Source organism: Pseudoalteromonas sp. TB64 (assembly GCF_000498095.1).
GTDB lineage: Bacteria > Pseudomonadota > Gammaproteobacteria > Enterobacterales > Alteromonadaceae > Pseudoalteromonas.
Window position 1 is genome coordinate 1 of the sequence record NZ_AUTQ01000114.1, and the last position, 24,630, is coordinate 24,630.

Genomic DNA, 24,630 nt, shown 5'->3' on the forward strand with positions numbered 1-24,630 from the left:
ACAATCGGCCACGTTGACCACGGTAAAACTACACTAACTGCAGCAATCACTAACGTACTTGCAAAAGTATACGGCGGTGTTGCTAAAGATTTCGCATCAATTGATAACGCTCCTGAAGAGCGCGAACGTGGTATCACTATTTCAACGTCTCACGTTGAATACGATACTCCTTCACGTCACTACGCACACGTAGATTGTCCTGGTCACGCCGATTATGTTAAAAACATGATCACTGGTGCTGCTCAAATGGATGGCGCGATCTTAGTAGTTGCTGCGACAGATGGCCCTATGCCACAAACTCGTGAGCACATCCTTCTTTCTCGTCAAGTTGGCGTTCCTTACATCATCGTGTTCATGAACAAATGTGACATGGTTGATGACGAAGAGCTACTTGAACTAGTAGAAATGGAAGTTCGTGAACTTCTTTCAGAATACGATTTCCCAGGTGATGACTTACCTCTAATCGCTGGTTCTGCGCTTAAAGCGTTAGAAGGCGAGAAAGAGTGGGAAGATAAGATTGTTGAGCTTGCAAACGCACTTGATACTTACATCCCAGAGCCAGAGCGTGACATCGATAAGCCTTTCATCATGCCTATCGAAGACGTTTTCTCAATCCAGGGTCGTGGTACTGTTGTAACTGGTCGTGTTGAAGCTGGTATCATCCGCATCAATGACGAAGTAGAAATTGTTGGTATCAATGATACAACTCGTTCTACTTGTACTGGTGTTGAAATGTTCCGTAAGCTTCTAGACGAAGGTCGTGCTGGCGAAAACATCGGCGCACTTCTACGTGGTACTAAGCGTGAAGACGTTGAACGTGGTCAAGTACTAGCTAAGCCTGGTTCAATCAACCCACATACTACATTCACTTCAGAAGTATACGTACTTTCGAAAGATGAAGGTGGTCGTCATACTCCATTCTTCAAAGGTTACCGTCCACAGTTCTACTTCCGTACAACTGACGTAACTGGTGACGTACAGTTACCAGATGGCGTAGAAATGGTAATGCCTGGTGATAACATCAAGATGACAGTAACTCTAATCGCACCAATCGCGATGGATGAAGGTCTTCGTTTTGCTATCCGTGAAGGTGGTCGTACTGTAGGTGCTGGTGTTGTAGCAACTATCGTAGCGTAATTATTAGCCTAGCTAATTTTTACCCAAAAACCCGAGCTTAGTCTCGGGTTTTTTAATGTCTAAAATAAAGTGTCATATAAAAGCGGTGTTCCTACCTTTGGCCTAAAGTAACTATCGTAGCGTAATTACTAACCTAGCTAATTATTAAGAACTGAGTTTAATCTCGGGCTTTTAATACCTAAATAACTTTTTCACCTAAATATTTACCTCCCAGCAGTTCTCACAACATATAAAAATTAATTACTAATCTAGCCGATAGGTTTGAGTCTTGATAAAGTAAAATCAAAGCCAGCTAACAGGAGCATATATGCTTAATCAAACCATATTTAGCGCAGAGCAGGTGAGAGATAACGAAGCGCTTGCAGCTAAAAATAGCCATTGTGATTTATTTACCCTCATGGAGCGCGCAGGAGAGGCTGTATTGGATCAATGGCAGTTATTTAACGCCCAGCATACCTTGGTGCTTGTAGGGCATGGAAACAATGCTGGAGATGGTTATATTGCTGCGAGGCTTATAAAGCAATTAGGAAAACAAGTGAGTGTATGCGCAGTTGATCCTAACAAGGCATTAACAGGTGATGCAGTAAAAGCGCAGCAGTTATGGATTGAAGCGGGTGGACTTGTTTCTCATTTTACAAAAGATGCCCTTAATGAGTGCGATATAGTTATTGATGCTCTCCTTGGTACTGGGCTTAAAAATACAGTGAGTGATAACTTTGCTGGCATTATTAAAGCTGTGAATAACAGTGGTAAGCCCGTAATAAGCATTGATATACCGTCAGGCATTGAGGCTAATACCGGACAGCCATTGGGGTGCGCAGTACAAGCTACTTCAACAGTTACTTTTGTGGGTATAAAGCAAGGGCTCACAACTACAGCAGGTAAACAATATAGCGGTAAGTTAGTATTTGATGATTTAGCAATTGGCGATGCGTTTATTCGTATAGCTCAATCATCAGGAACCCTGATTAATATTAATAGCTTTAAAGGAATAGCCACACGAGCAATCAATAGCCACAAAGGCAGCCATGGCAAGCTTTTATGTGTTGGTGGTAACCAAGGTACTGCAGGTGCAATTAGGCTAAGTAGTGAAGCTGCCCTTAGAGCCGGTGCTGGCATGGTAAGAGTGTATACACACGAAAGCTCAATAGCGCCTATTAGTATTGGCAGACCAGAACTTATGGTAAGCAGTAATAATTTACATCAAGCGCTAGAGTGGGCAAGCTGCGTTGTTATTGGTCCAGGGCTTGGGCAAGACGAATGGGCACAACAAACATTCGATGAAGTAATGCAATATTGCCAAAACAATAAAATGCCATTGGTTATAGATGCAGATGCCCTTAATTTACTGGCTAAGCAAGCTTCATCATATATGTTAGAGCAATGCGTACTTACTCCACACCCTGGTGAAGCCTCTCGACTGCTTAGTGTTAGTACCAGCGAGATAGAGTCAGATCGTTTTAATTATGCTCGTCTTTGCGCCAAACGTTACACAGCAACTTGTGTATTAAAAGGGGCAGGAACATTAATAGATAATGCTCAGCAAACGTGGGTATGTGAAGATGGCAACCCAGCACTCGCCGTTGGCGGCAGTGGCGATGTACTCACTGGTATTATTGGTGCCTTACTTGCTCAAGGTTTAACTATTGATGAAGCAGCACGCTATGGTGTAACACTACACGCTAAAGCCGGCGATATCGCAAGTGAGCGAGACGGGCAAAGGGGAATGCTACCCAGTGATTTATTCTCAATTGTAAGAGAGTTAGTTAATAAAGTGACGTGAGGTTAAGCGTCACTCAACTATTAGTGTTCGGTTTTAAATTGTGAAACGTCATTGCACCCACTAAAAAGCATACACCTACATAAAGCCAAACACTGCTTGCTATAATATTCCACGTATCGGCACGCATTAATGCAGGGATAATTATTAAGCTTCGTATGATACACAAGGTTGCAATAGCAATTAAAGCGGTTCTAGTAAGTACTATGTTACGCACTAAGCCAATTGCTGATAAGGCAAATGCAGTACAGGCAAACATGAGTCCAGCTATTGCAATACTACCTAAAGGCGCAAAGAATGTACCTTGCTGTGATGATTCTATTATTTGTATTGGGGCGCGAGCAAATATAAACCAACTAGTGCCACCCCATATACAAAGTAAATGCCATATAGCTGCTGAGAATGAAATTACTCCCGCACTTAATAAAAATTTTGCTTTTATATTTAACAGCATTTTATCTCACTAATTATTAAGCTGTAATAAATCCCATTTTGTACTATACAAGTCTTCAAAAACCACTACGGTGCCATAGGGTTCTACTCGAGGTTCTTCGTTAAATGTAACGCCTTTAGAAAGCATTAAATTATAATCTCGCCAAAAGTCATTGGTATGCAAAAACAAAAACACGCGACCACCCGTTTGATTACCAATAGCGCTGATCTGTTCGGGTGTTGTGGCTTTAGCGAGCAGTAGACTAGTCCTGCTCGAATTAGTCCCATTTGAACAAGCCCCGTTTGAATTTGGAGGTGAAATTAACACCCAGCGTTTACCATCTCCTAAATCAGTATCTTCGACTAACTCAAAATTAAGCTTTTGAGTATAAAACTCAATTGCCTCGTCGTAGTCTTTAACAACTAATGCAATGCTGCCGATATGCTGTTGAACGTTAGTCATGTTTAGTTTACTCCGTACTCTTAAATAAATGTGCTTTTTATCATATTAGTAAACGATTACGCAGGGTATATGCCCCCAATATGTAACTTAGTTATAGGTATAAATTAAACAGTATCAATCTGCTTTATAATAAAAAGCAAAACCCAGCTGAGGCTGGGTCTACTTTAAATCGATTTTTAGTGCTAAGTGCATAAAGTGTTTACCTGTGTAATTCACCAGCACGTTCTGGTTGATAGGTTACTTCTTTTATTTTTACCTTTATTAAGCCGCCATTAGGTTTAGGCCACTCAATTTCATCGCCTTGTGACAGTCCAAGTAATGCGCTACCTACAGGTGATAATATCGATATTTTATCGCCGCTAGAGTCACTATTCTTTGGGTACACTAAGGTTAACGTAAATTCTTCTTTAGAAGACTCAACAATAAAGTTTACAGTTGAGTTCATCGTTACAACTGACGATGGCATATCTTTAGGTTCGACTATTGTTGCTCGTGCCAGTTCAGCTTCCAATTCTTCTTTATTAGCAAAGCTACCTGCAGGAAGTGATTCCATTAAGTCATACAATCTATCTGCATCGAGTGATGAAATGATTAGTTCAGGTTTTTTATTCATCTTAATATCCTTAATAATTTTTAATAAATAAAATTAACTCTGAGTATGGCTTGGCATGCATTTAAGAAGCAAAAGGATACGCGAAGTTATTTTATTAATTAGCCACACCTGTGGCTTTTACTTTATTTGTGCCCAATAGCTAAAAACCCAGCCGAAGCTGGGTTTTTGTTTGAGCTAGGTGCTTAGCAGGTGATGTTTATCACATCATGCCGCCCATACCACCCATTCCGCCCATGCCACTCATATCAGCGCCGCCAGCTTCATCTTTTGGGATTTCAGCTACCATTGCTTCAGTAGTGATCATTAGACCCGCAATAGACCCTGCAAATTGTAATGCAGAGCGTGTTACTTTAGTTGGATCTAGGATACCCATTTCAATCATGTCATTGTATTCGCCAGTTGCTGCGTTGTAACCGTAGTTACCTTCGCCGCCTTTAACTGCGTTAATTACAACCGATGCTTCTTCGCCAGCATTTGTTACGATTTGACGAAGTGGTGCTTCCATTGCACGAAGTGCAACTTTAATACCGTGGTTTTGATCTTCGTTGTCGCCAACTAAATCAACCAGCTTGCTAGCTGCACGTACAAGTGCAACACCGCCACCAGGTACTACGCCTTCTTCAACCGCTGCACGAGTTGCATTTAATGCATCTTCAACGCGGTCTTTTTTCTCTTTCATTTCCATTTCAGTAGCAGCACCTACTTTGATTACTGCAACACCGCCAGCTAGTTTAGCCATGCGCTCTTGTAGTTTCTCTTTATCGTAGTCTGATGTTGCTTCTTCGATTTGTGCTTTAATTTGTGAAACACGACCGCTAATACCCGCTTCTTCACCAGCACCATCAATGATTGTTGTATCATCTTTAGTAATAATTACGCGCTTAGCTGTACCTAGGTCTTCAACTGTTGCTTTTTCAAGCTCTAAGCCGATTTCTTCAGAAATAACAGTACCGCCAGTTAACACAGCGATATCTTGTAGCATTGCTTTACGACGGTCGCCAAAACCAGGTGCTTTAACTGCTGATACTTTAACAATACCGCGCATGTTATTAACTACTAATGTAGCTAGTGCTTCGCCTTCAAGGTCTTCTGCGATGATTAGTAGTGGTTTGCTTGCTTTAGCAACCGCTTCTAATGTTGGTAATAATTCGCGGATGTTAGATATTTTTTTATCTACAAGTAGAATAAATGGGTTATCTAGTTCAACAGTGCCTTTTTCTGGGCTGTTGATAAAGTAAGGAGATAAGTAACCACGGTCAAACTGCATGCCTTCAACAACATCTAGTTCGTTTTCAAGTGATTGACCTTCTTCTACAGTAATAACACCACTGTTACGGCCTACTTTTTCCATTGCTTGTGCAATGATATCGCCAATCTCTTTATCAGAGTTAGCTGAAATAGTACCTACTTGTGCAATTGCTTTAGTATCAGAACAAGGAACAGATAACGCTTTAAGCTCTGCAACAGCAGCAATAACTGCTTTGTCGATGCCGCGCTTAAGATCCATTGGGTTCATACCCGCTGCAACAGCTTTAAGGCCTTCATTAACAATAGACTGTGCAAGTACTGTAGCGGTAGTTGTACCATCGCCGGCTGCATCATTTGCTTTAGATGCAACTTCTTTAACCATTTGTGCGCCCATGTTCTCAAACTTGTCTTCAAGTTCGATTTCTTTTGCTACAGATACACCATCTTTAGTGATAACTGGTGAGCCAAATGATTTATCTAGTACAACGTTACGGCCTTTAGGACCTAATGTAACTTTTACTGCGTTTGCCAGGATGTTTACGCCAGTTAGCATTTTAGCGCGTGCGTCACCTGCAAAAAGTACTTCTTTTGCTGCCATGTTTTAAATTCCTCTAAATTCTTAAATGTTTATAAACGAAAAGTAGGCTTAGCCTACAATGCCTAAAATATTATCTTCACGCATGATCAGGTACTCTTGACCTTCGATCTTTTCAACTTTTTCAACATATGAGCCAAATAACACAGTGTCACCGGCTTTAACTTCTAAAGCTCTAACGTCACCGTTTTCTAAAACGCGACCATTACCAACAGCAACAACTTCACCGCGAGTTGACTTTTCAGCTGCAGAGCCAGTTAATACAATACCGCCAGCAGATTTTGTTTCTTCTTCTAGACGTTTAACGATTACGCGATCTTGTAAAGGACGAATGTTCATGTTTTTTAGTTCTCCTAACAGTTTCTGTACATTACAGAAAAAAGCTTTCTAATTTGCATTCATTAATGGGGGTAGAGTGTAAAATTCCAAGAGAAAAAACGATAAATATTTAATCTTTTCTCTCATATTCACCATCAATAGTTGTTGGTCGTTCCATTTGCCCTTGCTCTCGTTCAGCATGTTGTTGCTGAGCAAATGGCGATGACCCTTGTTGCATGCCTGCGCTCATTCTAACAGTTGCTTGACTAGCAAGGCCTGCGGCCAGTTTGTTACGAATTGCAGGGGTCAATAATAGTAACCCAAATACGTCAGTCATAATGCCTGGGGTAAGTAATAATACACCTGCAATTACAACACAAATTCCGGTAAATAGTTCTTTGGCTGGCATTTGACCTTGTGCCATTTGGGTTTGCACATTTTGTAGTGCGCCCATACCTTGTGTTCTAACCATTTTAGCACCTAAAATCGCAGTAATAACGACAAGCGAAATTGTTGCAAACCCACCAATCACATCGCTTACTTGAATCAGCAGAGCGATTTCGATGATTGGGATGATAATAAACAACACAAATAAAAATCTAAACATAATGCTCTCTAAATAATGACACTCAAAAGAGTTGATGAAATATAAGTGAGGGTGACTAGGTCTCTTTTCAAGGTTAGTACATGGGGAACGTTATTTTACTGTGGTTTTAGCGTCTACACATTGTACCTTCTATCAGATACTATAAGGCTAGACACCATAAAATAAGTAAAGGTTCATAATGAGTACGCAATTTAAAATGATTTTTACGACCTGCAAAGATGAAAATGAAGCACGCACATTAGCAAAGGCACTGGTAGAGAAAAAACTCGCAGCCTGTGTAAATATTTTGCCAAATATGAGCTCTATTTATATGTGGGAAGGTGAGGTAGCAGAGTCAACAGAGGCTAAACTACTAATTAAAACAAAGGCTGATAAAACAAACGATGTGTTTTTAACCATAAAAGCAATGCACAGCTACGAAGTACCGGAGATACAAGTTATAGATGTAGCAACCGGAAACTTAGCATATTTTAATTGGATGGATGAGGTACTGAATTAATGCGTTTTTTCTTTTTATTATTGGTAACGTTATTAACTGTTCCTGTAAAGGCTGCAACTAATAATGTGCTTGGCGATTTACTGGGGCCTCCTCAACACACTTTTTTACCGGTAGACCAAGCATTTGTATTTGATTTTGACCAACAAGGTAACACTTTGTTTGTGGGTTGGGATATTGCGCCAGACTATTACCTTTATAAAAAGAAAATAGAGCTCATTGCTAAAGATGCCACCATAGAGGTGGGGGACTCTGGCAGTGGCGAAATTATCGAAGATGAATTTTTTGGTAAAACAGAAGTTTTTTTTAATACCGCAAGCGTTGTTAGTAAGCTAAGTAATGTGAATGAAGGCGCTGTGGTAAAGGTTCGTTATCAGGGCTGTGCCAAAGCAGGGCTTTGTTATCCACCAGAAGTAATTAGTATTCCGCTAAGTGTAATTGTTGATGACCAAGTAAAAAATATACAACAAAATAACGCTAATGATGAAGTAGCCACAACTGCAAGCACATTTGCAGCCCTTAATGAGCCGGCTGCTGAACCAACAATTGATTCGGGTGATACCGAAAAAGAACTTACCTTTACTGAGCAACTAGCAAGCCAGAGCTTGATGACCAATTTATTAATATTTTTTGTTGTTGGTGTTGGTCTTGCGTTTACGCCATGTGTATTTCCAATGTTCCCTATTTTGTCGAGCTTAATAGCGGGGCAGCAAAACCTATCAACTAAAAAAGCGTTTGCGTTATCGTTTGTATACATACAAGGAATGGCAGTTACCTATGCGGCATTAGGTTTAGTTGTTGCTGCACTTGGTGGCCAGGTTCAGGGTTATTTACAGCACCCATATGTACTTATTAGCTTTAGCTTATTGTTTGTATTGCTCGCTATGTCGATGTTTGGTTGGTACGAAATAAAACTACCAAGCAGTATGATGAGTAAACTAACGCAGGTTAGTAACAATCAAAAAGGTGGTAATTACGTAGGCGTATTTTTAATGGGCGTGCTTTCGGGGTTAATAGCATCACCTTGTACTACTGCGCCATTGTCGGCAGCATTATTATTTGTAGCGCAAAGTGGCGATTATTTAGTGGGCGGATTAACACTTTATGTGCTTAGTTTAGGCATGGGATTACCACTGTTATTACTTGGTACCTCTGGCGGTAAGTTGCTTCCTAAAGCCGGCGGTTGGATGGAACAAGTTAAAACATTATTCGGGTTTGTAATGTTAGTTGTGCCGCTTATATTACTTGAGCGACTTGTAAACGCTGATATTATTTTACTAATGGCTGGTGTACTTGCATTAGCAACTGCAATTTATTTACACCATTGGCAAAGCAGCCAAGGTCCAAGTAAATTAAAAACAGCTTTATGGTTTGCAGCAACACTTTTAGTTATCACTGGTTTCACTTTAAGCAAAAACTATTTTTGGTCAGCGCAAGTACAAACAGTACAGGTAAGCTCACAAAATAATGAGTTTAAACAGGTTGCCAATTTAACGGAGTTAAAAGAAGCGGTAGCACAAGCAAACGATGAGGGTCGATTGGTTATGGTCGATTTGTACGCTGATTGGTGCGTTGCTTGTAAAGAGTTTGAACATTACACGTTTCCTGATGCTAAAGTGCAAAATGAATTTAGCCATTATCAACTTATTCAAATAGATTTGACGCAAAGTGATAATAAAACAGTTGAGCTGATGGAAGAGTACACGGTGTTTGGTTTACCTAGTATTTTGTTTTTTAACACTCAAGGGCAAGAGCTTAGTACGCAACGAGTGACTGGCTTTTTAAACGCTGATGATTTTGCTAAACACCTCGCTATAGTGCGCGCCAGCGCACAATAATAGTGCAATGGTGCCACTTAATTTAGAGAGTGGCACCTCCTTAATTCTTCTTTAATTTGTACCTCCAACACTGATAAGACCAGTATTTTGCTGCTATTTACGTCGAAATCACTATAATAGTTGGTTAACGTGAGAATTTGTTGCTACATTGCTTTTTCTGCTTACTTAAAAGTGAAAAACTAGTTAGTAACTGCTTAACTCATTACTTATAGGATATATCGCGTATTATGACTGCAAAATTTAACCTTTTAGTTATAAATGGTCCAAATTTAAACATGCTAGGTAAACGTGAACCGGAAAAATACGGTTTTCAAACACTTAGTGAAATTATGAGCGAACTTACAAGTGCCGCTGATAGTCTAGATGTTAAGTTAACGCATTTTCAGAGTAATAGTGAGCAAGCACTCATTGAACGAATTCATGATGCTTGGCAAGCGGTTGATTATATAATTATCAACCCGGCTGCATTTACGCATACTAGCGTCGCATTACGTGATGCACTGTTAAGTGTTGATATTCCGTTTTTTGAGGTGCATTTAAGTAATGTGCACGCACGTGAAGCGTTTCGCCATCATTCGTATTTTTCTGATGTGGCACAGGGCGTGATATGTGGATTAGGTGCAATGGGTTATCACGCAGCATTAAATGCAGCGGTTAGCCGGTTGCAAAACGCAATTTAATTTAAATTAACACACAAACTAACAGGCGGGTCGTGTAATGGATATTCGCAAGATAAAGAAGCTTATCGAATTAGTAGAAGAATCAGGTATTGCTGAGCTAGAAATCACTGAAGGTGAAGAATCAGTACGTATTAACCGTAACAATATGAGCGCAGGCCCAGGTTACCCACAATTTGCTCCTCAACAATATGCACCAGCGCCAGCAGCACCAGTTGCAGCGGCTCCNTCCTGTAGCAGTTGAAGCAGCACCAGCAGAACCTACTGGTCATCAAGTTAAATCACCAATGGTTGGGTCTTTTTACTCTGCTGCGTCTCCTGAAGCTCCAGCATATGTAGAAGTTGGTCAGCAGGTTAAAGTTGGCGATACACTTTGTATTATCGAAGCTATGAAAATGATGAACCAAATTGAATCAGATAAAGCCGGTACAGTAAGAGCTATTTTAGCTGAAAATGGCGAGCCAATAGAATTTGATCAACCACTATTCATCATTGAATAATAGCGTAACCTAAAAGGCCAACTCTAATGTTAGATAAAGTAGTCATTGCAAACCGAGGTGAAATTGCACTTCGTATATTGCGCGCCTGCAAAGAGCTTGGGATCAAAACGGTTGCTGTGCATTCAACGGCAGATCGCGATCTTAAGCATGTATTGCTTGCAGATGAAACCATCTGTATTGGTAGACCATCAGCAACTGAAAGTTATTTAGATATTCCGCGCATTATTGCTGCGGCTGAAATAACTGATGCTGTAGCGATTCATCCAGGTTACGGTTTCCTTGCAGAAAACGCTGATTTTGCCGACCAAGTTGAGCAAAGTGGTTTTGTATTTATCGGTCCTACAGGCGACACCATTCGTCTTATGGGTGATAAAGTGTCTGCTATTGCAGCAATGCGAAAAGCAGGCGTTCCATGTGTTCCAGGCTCTGACGGTCCGGTATCAGATGATAAAGAACGTAACATGCAAATCGCTAAGCGTATTGGTTACCCGGTAATCATCAAAGCCGCTGGTGGCGGTGGTGGTCGTGGTATGCGTGTTGTTCGCAGCGAAGCTGAACTTATTGATTCAATTGCATTAACACAACAAGAAGCTAAGCAGTTCTTTGGTAATGGTATGGTTTACATGGAAAAATTCCTTGAAAATCCACGTCATATCGAAGTTCAAGTATTAGCTGATGGTCAAGGCAATGCAGTACATTTAGGTGAACGTGATTGTTCTATGCAACGTCGTCACCAAAAAGTAGTTGAAGAAGCGCCAGCACCAGGTATTACCGCAGAAACACGTAAATTTATTGGTGAACGCTGTACTCGTGCATGTATCGAAATTGGATACCGCGGTGCAGGTACGTTTGAGTTTTTATACGAAAACGGCGAGTTTTACTTCATCGAAATGAATACACGTATTCAGGTTGAACACCCTGTAACTGAAATGGTTACTGGTATCGATTTAGTGAAAGAGCAGTTAAAAATTGCAGCGGGTCAGCCATTATCATTCACTCAAGACGACGTTGTTATTCGTGGTCATGCTATTGAGTGTCGTATTAATGCTGAAGATCCTGAAACGTTTATCCCGTCACCGGGTAAAATTACACGTTTCCATCCTGCTGGTGGTTTAGGTATTCGCTGGGACAGCCATATTTATGCTGACTACACGGTTCCACCACATTACGATTCAATGATTGGTAAGTTAATTACTTACGGTGAAAACCGTGATGTAGCTATTGCACGTGCACGTAACGCACTTAATGAGCTAGTAATTGACGGAATTAAAACTAATACTCCTCTGCATAAGAAAATTCTTGCAGATGAAAACTTCCAAAATGGTGGTACTAACATCCACTATCTTGAAAAGAAATTAGGATTATAATTCTTTGATTGATAAAAACCGGCGCTTAGCCGGTTTTTTTATGTCTGGATTCTACATCTATCTAAGCTATCTCAAGGTACGAGTTTTAGTTGAAGTAAAAAAATTTTAGTAAGGCATTAATGGTAAGTCGCTATGAAACGCTGAATTCTATATTTTGAGGTTGCTTGAGTATAAGCTCCGTTATCGCCTAAGTTAAATAATCTGGTATGATTAGCAAACAAGCGCTTTGTATAAATTTTTGAGGTAGTTATGTCGCGTAGTTTTGAGTCTCACCTGAGTGATGAAGTAGCCACAGTAGCAATGGGCAATCAGATTGCAGCTATTATAGAGCAAGGTGCGGTGATTTATTTACATGGTGATTTAGGTGCTGGTAAAACGACATTTACACGCGGAGTAGTACAAGGTTTTGGACATACGGGCAAAGTTAAAAGCCCTACATATACCTTAGTTGAACCTTATGAGCTTGAAAAAGCGAATGTTTATCACTTTGATTTATATCGTTTAGGCGATCCGGAAGAGCTTGAATACATGGGCATACGGGATTATTTTTCAGCGGATGCAATTTGTGTTGTTGAGTGGCCAGAAAAAGGAGGGGAATTTATTCCTGTGCCTGATTTAGATATTACTCTAAGCTATGTAGATGATGAGCGGAAAATTGTTATTAAAAGTGCCAGTGAGCGCGGTGTCGCAATAGTCGAAAAACTAAATAGCTAAATTGCATAAAGTATTTTTAGCTCAATATAATAAAAACAGTTAAGGCAGTGATTGTTCAATGAGTCGTATTGTAATTAAATTTTTTATTTATCTTATGGTTATTGCTATAAGTTTGCCGCTATTGGCAAAAAATACGATTAATAGTGTGCGCGTTTGGCCGTCTCCTGATAGCACGCGGGTGGTATTTGATCTAGATAACAAGCCAGATTTTAGCTATTTCATGCTTAAAAATCCCAGTCGATTAGTCGTCGATTTAGAAAATACCAGTGAGCTGAAAATACTACCAGGTGTGCCGCCAAAGCATCAAATAATAAGTAAGTTACGGTATTCTAAGCCTAAAAATAAACAAAGTGTTCGCTTGGTATTTGAATTAAGTGAACCCGTAAAACCTGTGGTTTTTGCACTGGCTCCAACAGGTCCCTATAAAAACAGACTGGTTGTTGATTTATATAATAAAAGTGAAAACACAACAGCGGTATCACCAGCACAAACTGCGGCTAAAAATCGTCAATTGAGTCAAGAACGCGATATTGTTATTGCAATTGATGCGGGGCACGGTGGTGAAGACCCAGGCTCAATTGGTCCATCGGGTACCTACGAAAAAACAGTAACATTGCAAATAGCCAAACGTTTAGAGCGCATGATTGATGGCGAGCGCGGTATGATTTCGCGCATGGTACGAAGCGGTGATTACTTTGTAAAATTAAATACTCGTACTAACCGAGCACGAGAGAAAAAAGCAGATTTTTTTGTTTCTATTCATGCAGACGCATTTACTAGCCCTGGACCAAATGGTGCTTCTGTTTGGGTGCTTTCGTTAAGGCGCGCTAATTCAGAAATAGGTAAGTGGATAGAAGATAAAGAAAAGCACTCTGAGCTTTTAGGCGGCGCAGCCGATGTGATGAAAGATGCAGCTAACGAAAAGTATTTAGCGCAAGCATTGCTTGATATGTCGATGGATCACTCAATGAAAACCGGCTTAAGCGTAGCCGATGAAGTAGTTAAAGAGCTACGCAAGGTTGCAAAGCTTCATAAAAAAGACCCTCAACACGCCAGCCTTGCAGTACTTAAGTCACCAGATATCCCGTCTATTTTGGTCGAAACAGGGTTTATATCTAACCCACGAGAAGAAAAATTACTTAAAAGCGCTAATCACCAAGAACGTTTAGCAAAAGCGATATTTACTTCAATAAAAAATTATTATTTAAAAAATCCACCTGATGATTCTTTATTTGCTAAGTTAAAGTCAAAGTATCCAACCAAGCATAAAGTGCGCCCTGGTGAGTCTTTGAGCATGTTGGCGAGTCGTTACGGCATTACGGTTAGTAAGTTAAAGCAAGTTAATAAACTCAGCTCTAACACTTTATTTATCGGGCAAGAACTCGATATACCGCAAAGTTAGTTATTTATTATCAGCGTAATGCTTGCTAGGAAGTACCATGAATATTGAAATATTACCCGCGCGCTTAGCTAACCAAATAGCTGCCGGTGAAGTAGTTGAACGCCCTGCGTCGGTGGTAAAAGAATTAGTAGAAAATAGCTTAGATGCTGGTGCTACACGTATTCAAATTGATATAGAGCGTGGTGGTCATAAGCTTATTCGAATTCGTGATAATGGTTATGGTATTGCTAAAGAAGAGCTCACGCTTGCGCTTTCTCGCCACGCTACGAGTAAGTTAAAGTCGCTTGATGACTTAGAAAATATTTGCTCGCTTGGTTTTAGGGGGGAAGCACTTGCCTCAATTAGCTCTGTGTCGCGTTTAACACTTAGTTCAAAACCCAAAGAGCAAGACACTGCTTGGCAGGCCTTTGCACAAGGTCGTGATATGGAAGTGCAGGTAAAGCCAGTTGCGCATCCTGATGGTACAACCATTGAAGTTAAAGATTTATTTTTTAATACACCCGCACGACGTAAATTTTTACGTACTGAAAAAACAGAATTTAGTCATATTGATGAGCTTATAAAACGCATCGCACTTAGTCGCTTTGATGTGTCGATTACACTAACCCACAACGAAAAAGTGGTTAGGCAGTACCGTGCTAAAACAGATCCTTCTCAGGCAATTACACGTGTAGCACAAGTTGCAGGTAAGGCGTTTTCAGAGCAAGGTTTGCATATTCAATCCGGTGAGGGGAGTTTACAGTTACATGGTTGGGTGCTACCTGTGGGCTCAGCTAATACAACTCAATATACTTATGTGAACAATCGCATGATGCGCGATAAGCTTATTTTACATGCGATACGCCAAGCATTTGAAGAAGTAAGTGGTACTCAAGAACTGCCAGGGTTTGTTATTTATATTGATATTGACCCACGACAAGTTGATGTAAACGTTCACCCAGCTAAACATGAAGTGCGTTTTCATCAAGGACGTTTAATTCATGACTTTATATTACAAGCGATTAAACAGGTAGTAGTACCGCTGCAAGGTGAGTTTACTAGTGAGCAAGTAAGTATTCAGGCTGAATCTGTACCTGTATTTATGGACTCAACACATAGTAACTCTGACAATACGCAGAGCGGTGGGGTATTTGATTACCCTAAATCGCAATTACAGCCCTCTTACTCTGGCAACGCTGGTAATTCGTCATCAGGCTCTAAAGGCGCCGGGAGTGGCTCCTACCGAGCTTCACCAAGTGCGAATCACCATGATGTAAATGCATTTTATCAAGGTGTGAGCGAACAACACGCAGCACATTTTGATAATGTAGCAAACATGCCGTCAGCGCAAAGCCAATTAGAGCCAGTAAACAATGTCTTACAGGTAGTTTCTATCATTAGTATTAATGATGGAGCATGCGTATTTAGTGCCGAGAAGCAATTGTATTGCTCACATTTTAAATATGCGTTGGTTGATGACTGGCATAATCAAATTAAAGAACTTGGTAACTTAGAAGGAAAAGCCTTGTTGTTACCTGTGCGAGTAAACTTATCGAAAGAAGATTGCTTACTTATAGAGGCTCAGCAATCATGGTTTACTTTGCTTGGCTTTGAGCTAGTAATAGAAAAACAGTTTGTAATGGTTAAAAAGTTGCCAGCGTGTTTATATTTATTAGATGTAAGTGCAGCATTAGGTGAGTTACTTAGTGCATGTAATGCGGGATACGAAAATATAGAAAATTGGTTAGAGTGGCAAATGAAATGCGTACCAGCACGTTTTTATTCAAGTAATGCATTTTTAACACAACAAGCGCGCTTACAAAATAATCCCCAAACTATTGAACGTTTACAAGAAAAAGCAGTTAAAATAGATCTAAATCACTATTTAACGCAATTAGATTAAGGTGTTCCTGTTGAGTAATTTACCTGTCATATTTTTAATGGGTCCAACCGCTGCTGGTAAAACAGCATTGGCTATTTCGTTGTGTGAGCATTTAAATACCGAAATAATCAGCGTCGATTCAGCGTTGGTATATCAGAGTATGGACATTGGAACAGCAAAGCCTGATTCAAAGGAGCTTGCCCGTGCTCCGCATCATTTAATAGACTTACTTGATCCAAGTGAAACCTATTCAGTTGCAGATTTTAGACGAGATGCAATAAAAAAAATTGATGAATTTCACGAACAGGGTAAAGTACCTGTACTGGTTGGAGGTACAATGTTGTACTTTAAAGCACTTCTTGATGGGTTATCGCCATTACCAGAGGCTGATCCAGTAATAAGAGCTGAGCTTGAAGCACAAGCTAACCAATATGGTTGGCCACATTTGTATCAAGAATTAGTAAAAATAGATCCACAAGCGGCTCAAAAAATGAGTGAAAACGATTCACAAAGAATTAATCGCGCTTTAGAGGTTTATCGACTAACTGGTAAGACCATGACTGAGTTGCAAAAGCAAAAACAGCCAGCTTTACCTTATACTTTTCATCAATTTGCTATTGCACCGCAAGAACGCAGTGAATTACATGCCCGAATTGAAGAAAGGTTTAAAATAATGATCGAACAGGGGTTTGAAAATGAAGTTTCGACCCTATATCTACGTAAGGATTTACACCCCAATATGCCTTCTATTCGTTGTGTAGGTTATAGACAAATGTGGGATTACCTTGCGGGTGAAATTGACCATGATGAAATGGTTTTTCGCGGCATCGCAGCAACACGTCAATTGGCTAAACGTCAGTTAACTTGGTTGAGAAGCTGGCCCAATGTTACTTGGTTAACAACGGGCGATGAAGAAAACTTGCATCGTGTAGTAAGTTCGCTAAGCTAGTAGTAGTTGAATCAATTTAACTTTGTTAAATTAGTTCAGCCACTTAATTATAATAACACCTAGAACGAAGGAATAATAACATGGCAAAAGGCCAATCGTTACAAGACCCATTTTTGAATGCACTACGTCGTGAGCGCATCCCAGTATCAATCTTTTTGGTTAATGGCATAAAATTACAAGGTAAAATTCAGTCATTTGATCAATTTGTTATTTTACTAGAAAACACTGTAAACCAAATGGTGTATAAACATGCAATTTCAACAGTTGTACCTGCTCGTGCAGTCAACTTCCAAGGTGTTTTAGGAGATGAGAGCACTGAAGAGCCAGAAGCTGGAAATATTTAAATTAGGAGCGTAATATTTGTTTGACCGCTATGAATCCGGCGAGCAGGCAATTTTAGTTCATATCGACTTACCTAAGGAGGGGGATCGTGAAGATCTTCATGAATTAGAGATGTTGGTATCTTCTGCTGGTGTTAGTAGTTTGGCGGTTGTGCAAGGCAGCCGTCAAGCACCACATCCGAAACTATTCGTCGGTACCGGTAAAGCAGAAGAAATAGCTGAGATTGTTAAAATCCACAATGCAGATGTCGTTATTTTCAACCATCAACTTAGACCGTCACAAGAACGTAATTTAGAGCGCGTTTTTCAATGTCGTGTACTTGATAGAACGACACTTATTCTTGATATTTTTGCCCAGCGTGCACGTACCCATGAAGGTAAGTTGCAGGTTGAATTGGCACAACTACGTCACATGTCGACCCGATTAATTCGCGGTTGGACTCACCTTGAACGCCAAAAAGGTGGAATAGGTTTACGTGGTCCTGGTGAAACTCAACTAGAAACAGATCGACGCTTATTACGTGCTCGTATCCAAAACATTCGTTCTCGTTTAGATAAAGTAGCCGTGCAGCGCGAGCAAGGCAGGCGAGCTCGTACGCGTAATGAAATTCCTACAGTATCGTTAGTAGGGTATACTAACGCTGGAAAATCAACGCTATTTAATCGAATTACAAACTCTGATGTATATGCTGCAGATCAGTTATTTGCAACACTTGACCCTACTTTACGTAAGCTTGAATTAGGTGATGTTGGTCCTGTTATTTTAGCTGATACCGTTGGTTTTATTCGTCATTTACCGCATGACTTAGTTGCTGCATTTAAAGCAACATTAACAGAAACACGTGAAGCTGATTTACAGCTACATGTAATTGATGCGGCAGATGCACGTCTTAAAGAAAACATCGAAGAAGTACAATCGGTGTTAAAAGAAATTGAAGCTGATGAAGTACCGCAATTATTAATTTATAACAAAATTGATGCGTTAGATAATGTTAGCCCTCGAATTGATCGAGATGACGAAGGTCAGCCTATAAGAGTATGGCTTTCTGCACAAACGGGTGTAGGGTGTGAGTTACTCAGTGAGGCAATTAGTGAGTTACTTGCTAAGCAAATGTTTAGTGAAACTCTACTGTTAACTCCATTATATGGTCGTTTAAGAGCATCGTTATTTAGTTTGAGTGCAGTTCATGAAGAACGCTTTGATGAGCAAGGTAATTGGCTGCTAGATGTTAGATTACCTGTAGTCGAATGGAATCGCTTAATTAAAGAATTTGGTCCTGAAATTGCTGGTTTTATCAACCGAGATTAAAAATTAGCGTTTTAATGTCGGTTTTTGTATGAGAAACGCAGTAGATTTGTTAGATTTAACACAACATCCTAATTTATTTAGATAACAATGGAGTATAGCTATGGCCTGGAATGAACCGGGTAATAATGGCAATGACAAAGATCCGTGGAATAATAAAGGCGGACGTGATCAAGGCCCACCTGATTTAGACGAGGTGTTCCGTAAATTCAGTAAGAAGTTTGGTGGCTTATTTGGCGGGAAAAAATCCGGCAATAATAATGGCGGCGGACTTGGCGGAGCAGGTATTTCATTTGTGCTCATTATCGCCGTTATTGTATGGGCGCTAAGTGGTATTTATACAGTGAAAGAAGCCGAGCGTGGCGTGGTTCTTCAATTTGGTAAATATGACCGAATAGCTGATCCTGGTTTGCGTTGGAAAATGACCTTTATTGAAACGGTTATTCCAGTGGATATTGAAGCTGTACGCTCATTGTCTGCCTCTGGTTTTATGCTAACAGAAGATGAAAACGTAGTAAGCGTTGAGTTTCAGGTGCAATACCGCGTTATTGACCCATATCTTTATAAGTTTAGTGTAACTAATGCTGATAGCAGTTTAGAAGAGGCTTTAGATAGTGCATTACGCTATGTAGTTGGTCATGCAAAAATGGACCAAGTGCTAACGAATGGTCGTGAAGTTGTACGCCAAAATACGTGGGATGAGCTTAATAAGGTTATTGAACCATATAACTTAGGTTTAATTGTAACTGACGTGAACTTTAAAGATTCTCGTCCGCCAACTGAAGTTAAAGATGCGTTTGATGATGCTATTGCTGCACAAGAAGATGAAGAGCGTTTCATCCGTGAAGCTGAAGCATATGCTCGTGAAATTGAACCACGTGCTCGTGGTCAAGTAACGCGTATGACTCAAGAAGCTGAAGGTTACCAAGAACGTATTACTTTAGAAGCACAAGGTGAAGTTGCTCGATTTGAAAAGCTATTACCTCAGTATCTAGCAGCTAAAGAAGTTACTCGTGAGCGTCTATACATTGATGCAATGGAAGAAGTGCTAGGTAACAGTTCTAAAGTATTGGTTGATGTGAAAGGCGGTAATAACATGATTTATTTACCACTTGATAAAATCATGGATAAGCAAGGGACGGCAACACGCGTTGCACTACCAAGCTCAAGTGATATTCAAGATTTACGCAATAAGGTAAATACGTCACGCAACAGCACTGTTAATAGTGGTAGTGACCGCTTTAACAACGATCGCTTTAATGACGGGAGATAAGCATAATGAAAAACTTTAGTTTAGTAATACTATTAGCTGCCATTGTGATGTCTTTCTCGTCGGTATTTGTTGTACCTGAAGGACAAAAAGCAATTGTTTTGTTATTCAGTAAAGTACAAAAAGATAGCGAAGAAACTGCGGTAGTCTACAGCCCAGGTATACATTTAAAAGTACCTTTTTTTAGCCAAGTACGTCGTATTGATGCACGTATACAAACGCTAGATGGCACACCTGATCGCTTTGTAACTAGCGAGAAAAAAGACTTAATTGTTGATTCGTTTGTAAAATGGCGTGTTAACGACTTTAGTGCTTTTTACTTACGTGCTCGTGGCGATAAGCAATATGCTGAAACGTTACTTGAACAAAAAGTAAATAATGGTCTGCGTACTAACTTTGGTACACGAACTATTCGCGAAATTGTTTCAGGTGAGCGTAGCGAGTTAATGGAAGAGGCGTTAGTTCAAGCTTCTGAAAGTGCACGCGAGTTAGGTATTGAAGTGCTAGACGTACGTGTTAAGCAAATTAATCTACCACAAGAAGTAAGTAGCTCTATTTATCAACGTATGCGCGCTGAGCGTACTGCTGTTGCAAAAGAGCATCGTTCTGAAGGTCAAGAGAAAGCTGAGACTATTCGCGCTGGTGTTGATCGTCGTGTAACGGTAATGCTTGCTGATGCAGAACGTAATTCACGCTCTGTTCGTGGTCAAGGTGATGCTGATGCTGCTGGGATTTATGCTAACGCATATAATAAAGATCCTGAGTTTTTTAGCTTTGTAAGATCACTTGAAGCTTATAAGAAGACTTTTAAAAACAAGCAAGACGTTATGGTGCTTTCACCTGATAGCGACTTCTTTCAATATATGAAAGGCGCTAAAGCTCAATAAGCTTTACGTTAAGCATTTAAAAGTTAAAAGCCTCGCATTTGCGGGGCTTTTTGTTAATTGCATTTAACTCTTTAAATCACTGTTATTTATGTGGTTATTAGCTGTTATTTAGGTACAAAAAAAACTGCGCAGAAAAAATAAGCTGAACAGGGGTGATCTTTACTTTAGTTTTCTGGTAAAATCTCGTCCTAATTTTCTCTAAGTGAATTTACGATGGGTAAAAACGTTGTTGTATTAGGCACCCAATGGGGTGACGAAGGAAAGGGTAAGGTAGTTGATCTCCTTACAGACAAAGCATCTTTAGTAGTTCGTTATCAAGGTGGCCATAATGCGGGTCATACTTTAGTTATCGAAGGTGAAAAGACGGTTCTACACCTTATTCCATCGGGTGTATTACGTGACAATGTTAAATGTGTGATTGGTAATGGTGTAGTTTTATCACCAGAAGCGCTAATGAGAGAAATTGGCATGCTAGAAGAGCGCGGCGTACCTGTACGCGAGCGTCTTTTAATTAGTGAAGCATGTCCGCTAATCTTGCCTTTCCATGTAGCATTAGATGTAGCCCGTGAAACTGCACGTGGCGATAAACCAATTGGTACAACAGGTCGCGGTATCGGTCCTGCGTACGAAGATAAAGTAGCACGTCGTGGTTTACGTGTAGGTGATTTATTTAATCCTGAAGTTTTTGCTGCAAAACTAACTGAAGTTCTTGAATACCATAACTTCACTTTAGTTAACTACTACAAAGTAGATGCTGTAGATTTCCAAAAAACGTTTGATGATGCAATGGCTGTTGCAGATATTCTAAAAGCAATGGTTGTAGATGTAACTGAGCTTTTAGATGAAACACGTTTAGCTGGCGAAAACATTTTGTTTGAAGGTGCACAAGGTACGTTACTTGATATTGATCATGGTACTTACCCATATGTAACATCTTCAAATACTACAGCTGGTGGCGTTGCTACTGGTGCAGGTTTTGGTCCATTACACCTTGATTACGTTTTAGGTATTATTAAAGCGTACACTACTCGTGTTGGTTCAGGTCCTTTCCCTACAGAGCTTTACGACGGTCTTGAAAAACAAGACCCAGTAGGTAAGCACTTAGGTGATAAAGGTCATGAATTTGGCGCGACAACAGGTCGACTTCGTCGTACTGGTTGGTTAGATGCAGTGGCAATGCGCCGTGCAGTTCAAATCAACAGTATTTCAGGTTTTTGTTTAACTAAGCTTGATGTTTTAGATGGCTTAGAAACACTTAAAATCTGTACTGGATATAAGCTTGAAGATGGCACTGTTACTAACATAACGCCATTAGCAGCTGAAGGTTACGATAAAGTAACACCAGTATACGAAGAGATGCCAGGTTGGTCAGAGAACACAGTTGGTGTAACTAGTCTTGACGGTTTACCAAAAGCTGCGATTGATTACATCAAGCGTATCGAAGAAATTACGGGTGTTCCAATTGATATTATTTCTACAGGTCCAGATCGTGTAGAAACTATGGTACTTCGCAACCCGTTTGCGTAATTACTAATAGATTAAAAAAAGCTGCCTAGTGCAGCTTTTTTTGTGTCTAAAATTCACCTTGGAACGATCTTTGTATATCATTTAATAAGTTTATTTTTATAAGTGGTGAGCATGCGTTTATTTACTCATAATTGCGTATTAAGGCTTTCGTTAATTTCGTTATCTTTATTTATATCAACCAATAGCTTAGCTACAGAAAGCCCAGCTGCAGTACCGCTGTATACTGAATCTGAGCTAATTGCATTAATAAATAAAAATACGCATTTGGCGCGTGTAAAGGCAGATGATTGCCAGTTAGTGCAAGATATAGAGGCGCGAGCCAATAAAATGGCACTGCCGTCTTATCAGTTTTTATATGGCGATATGCTGGCTTATAACGTGTGTGTTGATCGAAATGTAGAGTTAGGTGTGTATTATATGCGAAAAGCTGCTCAGCAAGGCTTAGCGGCTGCATTAGAGCAACTAGGGCGTTACTACGACACTGGGCGTTTAGTTCAACAAGATAAAGCAATGGCAATTACTTATTTGCGTGAAGCTTCGTCGCAAGGTAATTTGAAAGCACAGCTGCGTTTAGTTAAATTATTTAATAATGGCTATGGCAGCCCGCGTGACTTTGAAGACGCGTATCGTTGGTTATTTAACTCCATGGTGGCAGATAAGGCGACTCATAAAAAAATTGAGCGAGCGTTAACTAAGTTAGCGCAAAAAATGCCAGATAGTGTAGTTGCCCGAGCTCGTCTTCCTATTTAATGGTTCTTAAAAAACAAAACCCTAACTTTTAAGTTAGGGTTTTTGCGTTTCTACAGGCAGTAAAAGTATTTAAACTTCTTCTTTAGCCTTGGTTTGCGGATCTTTCAAAACCGACATTTTAGGCGGTTGCAATGCAACTATGCGTTCGCCTTCTTGTGGTGGCTTTTCCATGTTAATTGTAAAAGGTCTTAGCTTAATTGGTGTATCGTCATCGCTGTCTTTATCGCCTTTGAGAATAAATAATGGAATAGCTTCAGGGTTCATTTCCTGGTACTGCTCCCAACTAAATTCATCAGAGATACGAGTCGCACTCACCTTTCCGCCTTTTGCAATCATGCTGCTTAAACGTGCGTATGAGCCTTCATCACCAAACAGTATTTGTCGTGATAAAAATGTTGCGCTGTCTTTATTTGCTTTTGCATGTGACGTTGAAGAGCGAAGCGAAAATACATTTTTTTCATTAAGTAAATGAGAAAAATATTGAACTCCCAGCGCGTTATGATGACGATTTGGCGATAATGCTAATACACTACGAATGGTTGTTAGTGGTAAATAACGCTCGGCATGCTCTGATTGCGGGTTACCGTAATAACAGGCTAAGCCGTCCATACGTGCCATCCTACAGTTTTCCCATGCTGGGTCTGATAAATGCACTGGAATATTTTGATCTTTCAAACCACGACCAATTGCACGCGATACATGGTTAGCGCCTATAATTAATATGGTATTTGCAGATGGCTGACGTACACCTAAAAGTTTAGCAACAGGAATTGCTGTTAAGCTTTGTAGTACCACTGTAATGATAATTACTGTAAATATTAACGGTACCATTTTTTCGGCGTCGGCAACGCCGGCTTCCATCATGCTTAAAGCAAATACAGAACCTACTGCAGCAGCAACAATACCTCGCGGAGCAATCCACGCGAGCACTAAGCGCGACTTCATTGGTAAGTCGGTACCAAAGGTTGATATTGCAATACACAGCGGGCGCGCAATAAATAACACAACAGCTAAAAATATAAATACGTCACCGTCGAGCATCATTAAATCCGAAAGCTTTAAGCGTGCAGCGAGTAAAATAAATAGTGTTGATATTAAAATCATTGATAAGTCTTCTTTAAACTCAAGGACTGAATCAATTTCTAAATCGTCTTGATTGGCAAGCCAAATACCAAATACAGTCACGGCTAATAAACCAGATTCATGACTTAAATGATTAGATACAGAAAAACTAATAAGTACTAACGCTAAAATACCAAACTTATGTAATTCAAATGGTAGCCACTCACGACGCATAAGTTGTGTTGTAATCCAACCAGCAGCAACACCTATACTTAAACCAACACCGAGTGTTTTAACTAAAGCGATAATTGTATGGCTTAGTATTTCGCCTTGCCCAACAAGCATAACGGCTTCAAATACCAATACAGCAAACAATGCGCCAATAGGGTCAATTACAATCCCTTCCCAGCGAAGTATGCGGTCTATATCTTGCGTTGGTCGCATAGAATTTAGCAAAGGTGCAATTACGGTAGGTCCCGTAACAACAAGT

At 40.1% G+C, this 24,630-nt stretch carries 23 protein-coding genes and 1 pseudogene; 17 read left to right on the plus strand and 7 right to left on the minus strand.

Features of this window, described 5'->3' with window-relative positions; translation table 11 throughout:
* Window positions 1-1,137 (plus strand): elongation factor Tu (gene tuf, locus L647_RS0108785; RefSeq protein WP_024610809.1); only part of this gene is annotated, 1,137 nt, incomplete at its 5' end.
* A 307-nt stretch (window positions 1,138-1,444) separates the two neighbouring features.
* Window positions 1,445-2,920 carry a bifunctional ADP-dependent NAD(P)H-hydrate dehydratase/NAD(P)H-hydrate epimerase gene (locus L647_RS0108790; protein WP_024610810.1) on the plus strand — a complete coding sequence of 492 codons (1,476 nt, stop codon included), beginning with the start codon at window positions 1,445-1,447 and terminating at the stop codon, window positions 2,918-2,920.
* A 13-nt stretch (window positions 2,921-2,933) separates the two neighbouring features.
* Here L647_RS0108790 and L647_RS0108795 read toward each other — a convergent pair whose 3' ends face one another.
* The 6 genes from L647_RS0108795 to L647_RS0108820 all read right to left on the minus strand — a co-directional run bounded on the left by L647_RS0108795 (window position 2,934) and on the right by L647_RS0108820 (window position 7,193).
* Window positions 2,934-3,371, minus strand: coding sequence for a hypothetical protein (locus L647_RS0108795; RefSeq protein WP_024610811.1), 438 nt, complete (start codon window positions 3,369-3,371; stop codon window positions 2,934-2,936).
* 9 nt (window positions 3,372-3,380) lie between these two features.
* Window positions 3,381-3,812, minus strand: coding sequence for a VOC family protein (locus tag L647_RS0108800; RefSeq protein ID WP_024610812.1), 432 nt, complete (start codon window positions 3,810-3,812; stop codon window positions 3,381-3,383).
* Between the two features lie 199 nt (window positions 3,813-4,011).
* Complete coding sequence (gene rnk / locus L647_RS0108805; protein WP_024610813.1) at window positions 4,012-4,425, minus strand: nucleoside diphosphate kinase regulator; 414 nt, start codon at window positions 4,423-4,425, stop codon at window positions 4,012-4,014.
* 199 nt (window positions 4,426-4,624) lie between these two features.
* A complete protein-coding gene (gene groL, locus L647_RS0108810; protein WP_024610814.1) occupies window positions 4,625-6,271 on the minus strand; it encodes a chaperonin GroEL in 1,647 nt (548 codons plus the stop codon).
* A gap of 48 nt (window positions 6,272-6,319) precedes the next feature.
* Window positions 6,320-6,607, minus strand: a complete 288-nt coding sequence (locus L647_RS0108815) for a co-chaperone GroES (protein WP_007580032.1) — start codon at window positions 6,605-6,607, stop codon at window positions 6,320-6,322.
* A 109-nt stretch (window positions 6,608-6,716) separates the two neighbouring features.
* A complete protein-coding gene (locus L647_RS0108820) occupies window positions 6,717-7,193 on the minus strand; it encodes an FxsA family protein (RefSeq protein WP_024610815.1) in 477 nt (158 codons plus the stop codon).
* A gap of 178 nt (window positions 7,194-7,371) precedes the next feature.
* Between L647_RS0108820 and cutA the strand changes: the two genes are divergently transcribed.
* The 15 genes and pseudogenes from cutA to L647_RS0108895 all read left to right on the plus strand — a co-directional run bounded on the left by cutA (window position 7,372) and on the right by L647_RS0108895 (window position 23,078).
* The gene (gene cutA / locus L647_RS0108825) at window positions 7,372-7,692 is read left to right on the plus strand and encodes a divalent-cation tolerance protein CutA (protein ID WP_024610816.1); all 321 of its coding nucleotides are present in this window, start codon (window positions 7,372-7,374) and stop codon (window positions 7,690-7,692) included.
* Window positions 7,692-9,527 (plus strand): protein-disulfide reductase DsbD, encoded by a 1,836-nt coding sequence (locus L647_RS0108830; RefSeq protein ID WP_024610817.1) that lies wholly within the window; start codon window positions 7,692-7,694, stop codon window positions 9,525-9,527. The genes cutA and L647_RS0108830 overlap by 1 nt, the downstream gene beginning before the upstream one ends.
* Before the next feature lie 227 nt (window positions 9,528-9,754).
* On the plus strand, window positions 9,755-10,207 hold the full coding sequence (gene aroQ, locus L647_RS0108835; protein ID WP_024610818.1) for a type II 3-dehydroquinate dehydratase: 453 nt from the start codon (window positions 9,755-9,757) through the stop codon (window positions 10,205-10,207).
* A 37-nt stretch (window positions 10,208-10,244) separates the two neighbouring features.
* Window positions 10,245-10,704: pseudogene (gene accB, locus L647_RS01000000123925) on the plus strand (acetyl-CoA carboxylase biotin carboxyl carrier protein).
* A 26-nt stretch (window positions 10,705-10,730) separates the two neighbouring features.
* Window positions 10,731-12,071, plus strand: coding sequence for an acetyl-CoA carboxylase biotin carboxylase subunit (gene accC, locus L647_RS0108845; protein ID WP_024610819.1), 1,341 nt, complete (start codon window positions 10,731-10,733; stop codon window positions 12,069-12,071).
* Window positions 12,072-12,320: 249 nt separating this feature from the next.
* On the plus strand, window positions 12,321-12,785 hold the full coding sequence (tsaE, locus tag L647_RS0108850) for a tRNA (adenosine(37)-N6)-threonylcarbamoyltransferase complex ATPase subunit type 1 TsaE (RefSeq protein ID WP_024610820.1): 465 nt from the start codon (window positions 12,321-12,323) through the stop codon (window positions 12,783-12,785).
* Window positions 12,786-12,843: 58 nt separating this feature from the next.
* Complete coding sequence (locus L647_RS0108855) at window positions 12,844-14,187, plus strand: N-acetylmuramoyl-L-alanine amidase (protein WP_024610821.1); 1,344 nt, start codon at window positions 12,844-12,846, stop codon at window positions 14,185-14,187.
* Between the two features lie 37 nt (window positions 14,188-14,224).
* Window positions 14,225-16,069 (plus strand): DNA mismatch repair endonuclease MutL, encoded by a 1,845-nt coding sequence (gene mutL / locus L647_RS0108860; RefSeq protein WP_024610822.1) that lies wholly within the window; start codon window positions 14,225-14,227, stop codon window positions 16,067-16,069.
* Window positions 16,070-16,079: 10 nt separating this feature from the next.
* Entirely contained in the window at window positions 16,080-16,997 is a 918-nt protein-coding gene (miaA, locus tag L647_RS0108865; RefSeq protein ID WP_024610823.1) for a tRNA (adenosine(37)-N6)-dimethylallyltransferase MiaA, read from the plus strand.
* An 80-nt stretch (window positions 16,998-17,077) separates the two neighbouring features.
* Complete coding sequence (gene hfq, locus L647_RS0108870; protein WP_024610824.1) at window positions 17,078-17,341, plus strand: RNA chaperone Hfq; 264 nt, start codon at window positions 17,078-17,080, stop codon at window positions 17,339-17,341.
* A gap of 16 nt (window positions 17,342-17,357) precedes the next feature.
* Complete coding sequence (hflX, locus tag L647_RS0108875) at window positions 17,358-18,647, plus strand: ribosome rescue GTPase HflX (protein WP_024610825.1); 1,290 nt, start codon at window positions 17,358-17,360, stop codon at window positions 18,645-18,647.
* Between the two features lie 100 nt (window positions 18,648-18,747).
* Window positions 18,748-19,917: an FtsH protease activity modulator HflK gene (gene hflK / locus L647_RS0108880; RefSeq protein WP_024610826.1), complete on the plus strand. Its 1,170-nt coding sequence runs from the start codon at window positions 18,748-18,750 to the stop codon at window positions 19,915-19,917.
* 5 nt (window positions 19,918-19,922) lie between these two features.
* Window positions 19,923-20,801 (plus strand): protease modulator HflC, encoded by an 879-nt coding sequence (gene hflC / locus L647_RS0108885; protein WP_024610827.1) that lies wholly within the window; start codon window positions 19,923-19,925, stop codon window positions 20,799-20,801.
* Between the two features lie 213 nt (window positions 20,802-21,014).
* Window positions 21,015-22,328, plus strand: a complete 1,314-nt coding sequence (locus L647_RS0108890; RefSeq protein WP_024610828.1) for an adenylosuccinate synthase — start codon at window positions 21,015-21,017, stop codon at window positions 22,326-22,328.
* Between the two features lie 111 nt (window positions 22,329-22,439).
* Window positions 22,440-23,078, plus strand: a complete 639-nt coding sequence (locus L647_RS0108895) for a tetratricopeptide repeat protein (protein WP_024610829.1) — start codon at window positions 22,440-22,442, stop codon at window positions 23,076-23,078.
* A gap of 69 nt (window positions 23,079-23,147) precedes the next feature.
* Here the strand turns inward: L647_RS0108895 and L647_RS0108900 are convergent.
* Window positions 23,148-24,630 (minus strand): sodium:proton antiporter (locus tag L647_RS0108900; RefSeq protein WP_024610830.1); only part of this gene is annotated, 1,483 nt, incomplete at its 5' end.

What these genes read in the sequence shown, in the direction of transcription:
- mutL (WP_024610822.1), top strand. Translation starts at nt 14,225, where the DNA reads ATGAATATTGAAATATTACCCGCGCGCTTAGCTAACCAAATAGCTGCC.
- L647_RS0108820 (WP_024610815.1), bottom strand. Translation starts at nt 7,193, where the DNA reads ATGTTTAGATTTTTATTTGTGTTGTTTATTATCATCCCAATCATCGAA.
- L647_RS0108790 (WP_024610810.1), top strand. Translation starts at nt 1,445, where the DNA reads ATGCTTAATCAAACCATATTTAGCGCAGAGCAGGTGAGAGATAACGAA.
- hfq (WP_024610824.1), top strand. Translation starts at nt 17,078, where the DNA reads ATGGCAAAAGGCCAATCGTTACAAGACCCATTTTTGAATGCACTACGT.
- tsaE (WP_024610820.1), top strand. Translation starts at nt 12,321, where the DNA reads ATGTCGCGTAGTTTTGAGTCTCACCTGAGTGATGAAGTAGCCACAGTA.
- cutA (WP_024610816.1), top strand. Translation starts at nt 7,372, where the DNA reads ATGAGTACGCAATTTAAAATGATTTTTACGACCTGCAAAGATGAAAAT.
- L647_RS0108895 (WP_024610829.1), top strand. Translation starts at nt 22,440, where the DNA reads ATGCGTTTATTTACTCATAATTGCGTATTAAGGCTTTCGTTAATTTCG.
- L647_RS0108795 (WP_024610811.1), bottom strand. Translation starts at nt 3,371, where the DNA reads ATGCTGTTAAATATAAAAGCAAAATTTTTATTAAGTGCGGGAGTAATT.
- groL (WP_024610814.1), bottom strand. Translation starts at nt 6,271, where the DNA reads ATGGCAGCAAAAGAAGTACTTTTTGCAGGTGACGCACGCGCTAAAATG.
- hflC (WP_024610827.1), top strand. Translation starts at nt 19,923, where the DNA reads ATGAAAAACTTTAGTTTAGTAATACTATTAGCTGCCATTGTGATGTCT.
- L647_RS0108890 (WP_024610828.1), top strand. Translation starts at nt 21,015, where the DNA reads ATGGGTAAAAACGTTGTTGTATTAGGCACCCAATGGGGTGACGAAGGA.
- L647_RS0108855 (WP_024610821.1), top strand. Translation starts at nt 12,844, where the DNA reads ATGAGTCGTATTGTAATTAAATTTTTTATTTATCTTATGGTTATTGCT.
- aroQ (WP_024610818.1), top strand. Translation starts at nt 9,755, where the DNA reads ATGACTGCAAAATTTAACCTTTTAGTTATAAATGGTCCAAATTTAAAC.
- L647_RS0108830 (WP_024610817.1), top strand. Translation starts at nt 7,692, where the DNA reads ATGCGTTTTTTCTTTTTATTATTGGTAACGTTATTAACTGTTCCTGTA.
- rnk (WP_024610813.1), bottom strand. Translation starts at nt 4,425, where the DNA reads ATGAATAAAAAACCTGAACTAATCATTTCATCACTCGATGCAGATAGA.
- L647_RS0108800 (WP_024610812.1), bottom strand. Translation starts at nt 3,812, where the DNA reads ATGACTAACGTTCAACAGCATATCGGCAGCATTGCATTAGTTGTTAAA.
- hflK (WP_024610826.1), top strand. Translation starts at nt 18,748, where the DNA reads ATGGCCTGGAATGAACCGGGTAATAATGGCAATGACAAAGATCCGTGG.
- L647_RS0108815 (WP_007580032.1), bottom strand. Translation starts at nt 6,607, where the DNA reads ATGAACATTCGTCCTTTACAAGATCGCGTAATCGTTAAACGTCTAGAA.
- accC (WP_024610819.1), top strand. Translation starts at nt 10,731, where the DNA reads ATGTTAGATAAAGTAGTCATTGCAAACCGAGGTGAAATTGCACTTCGT.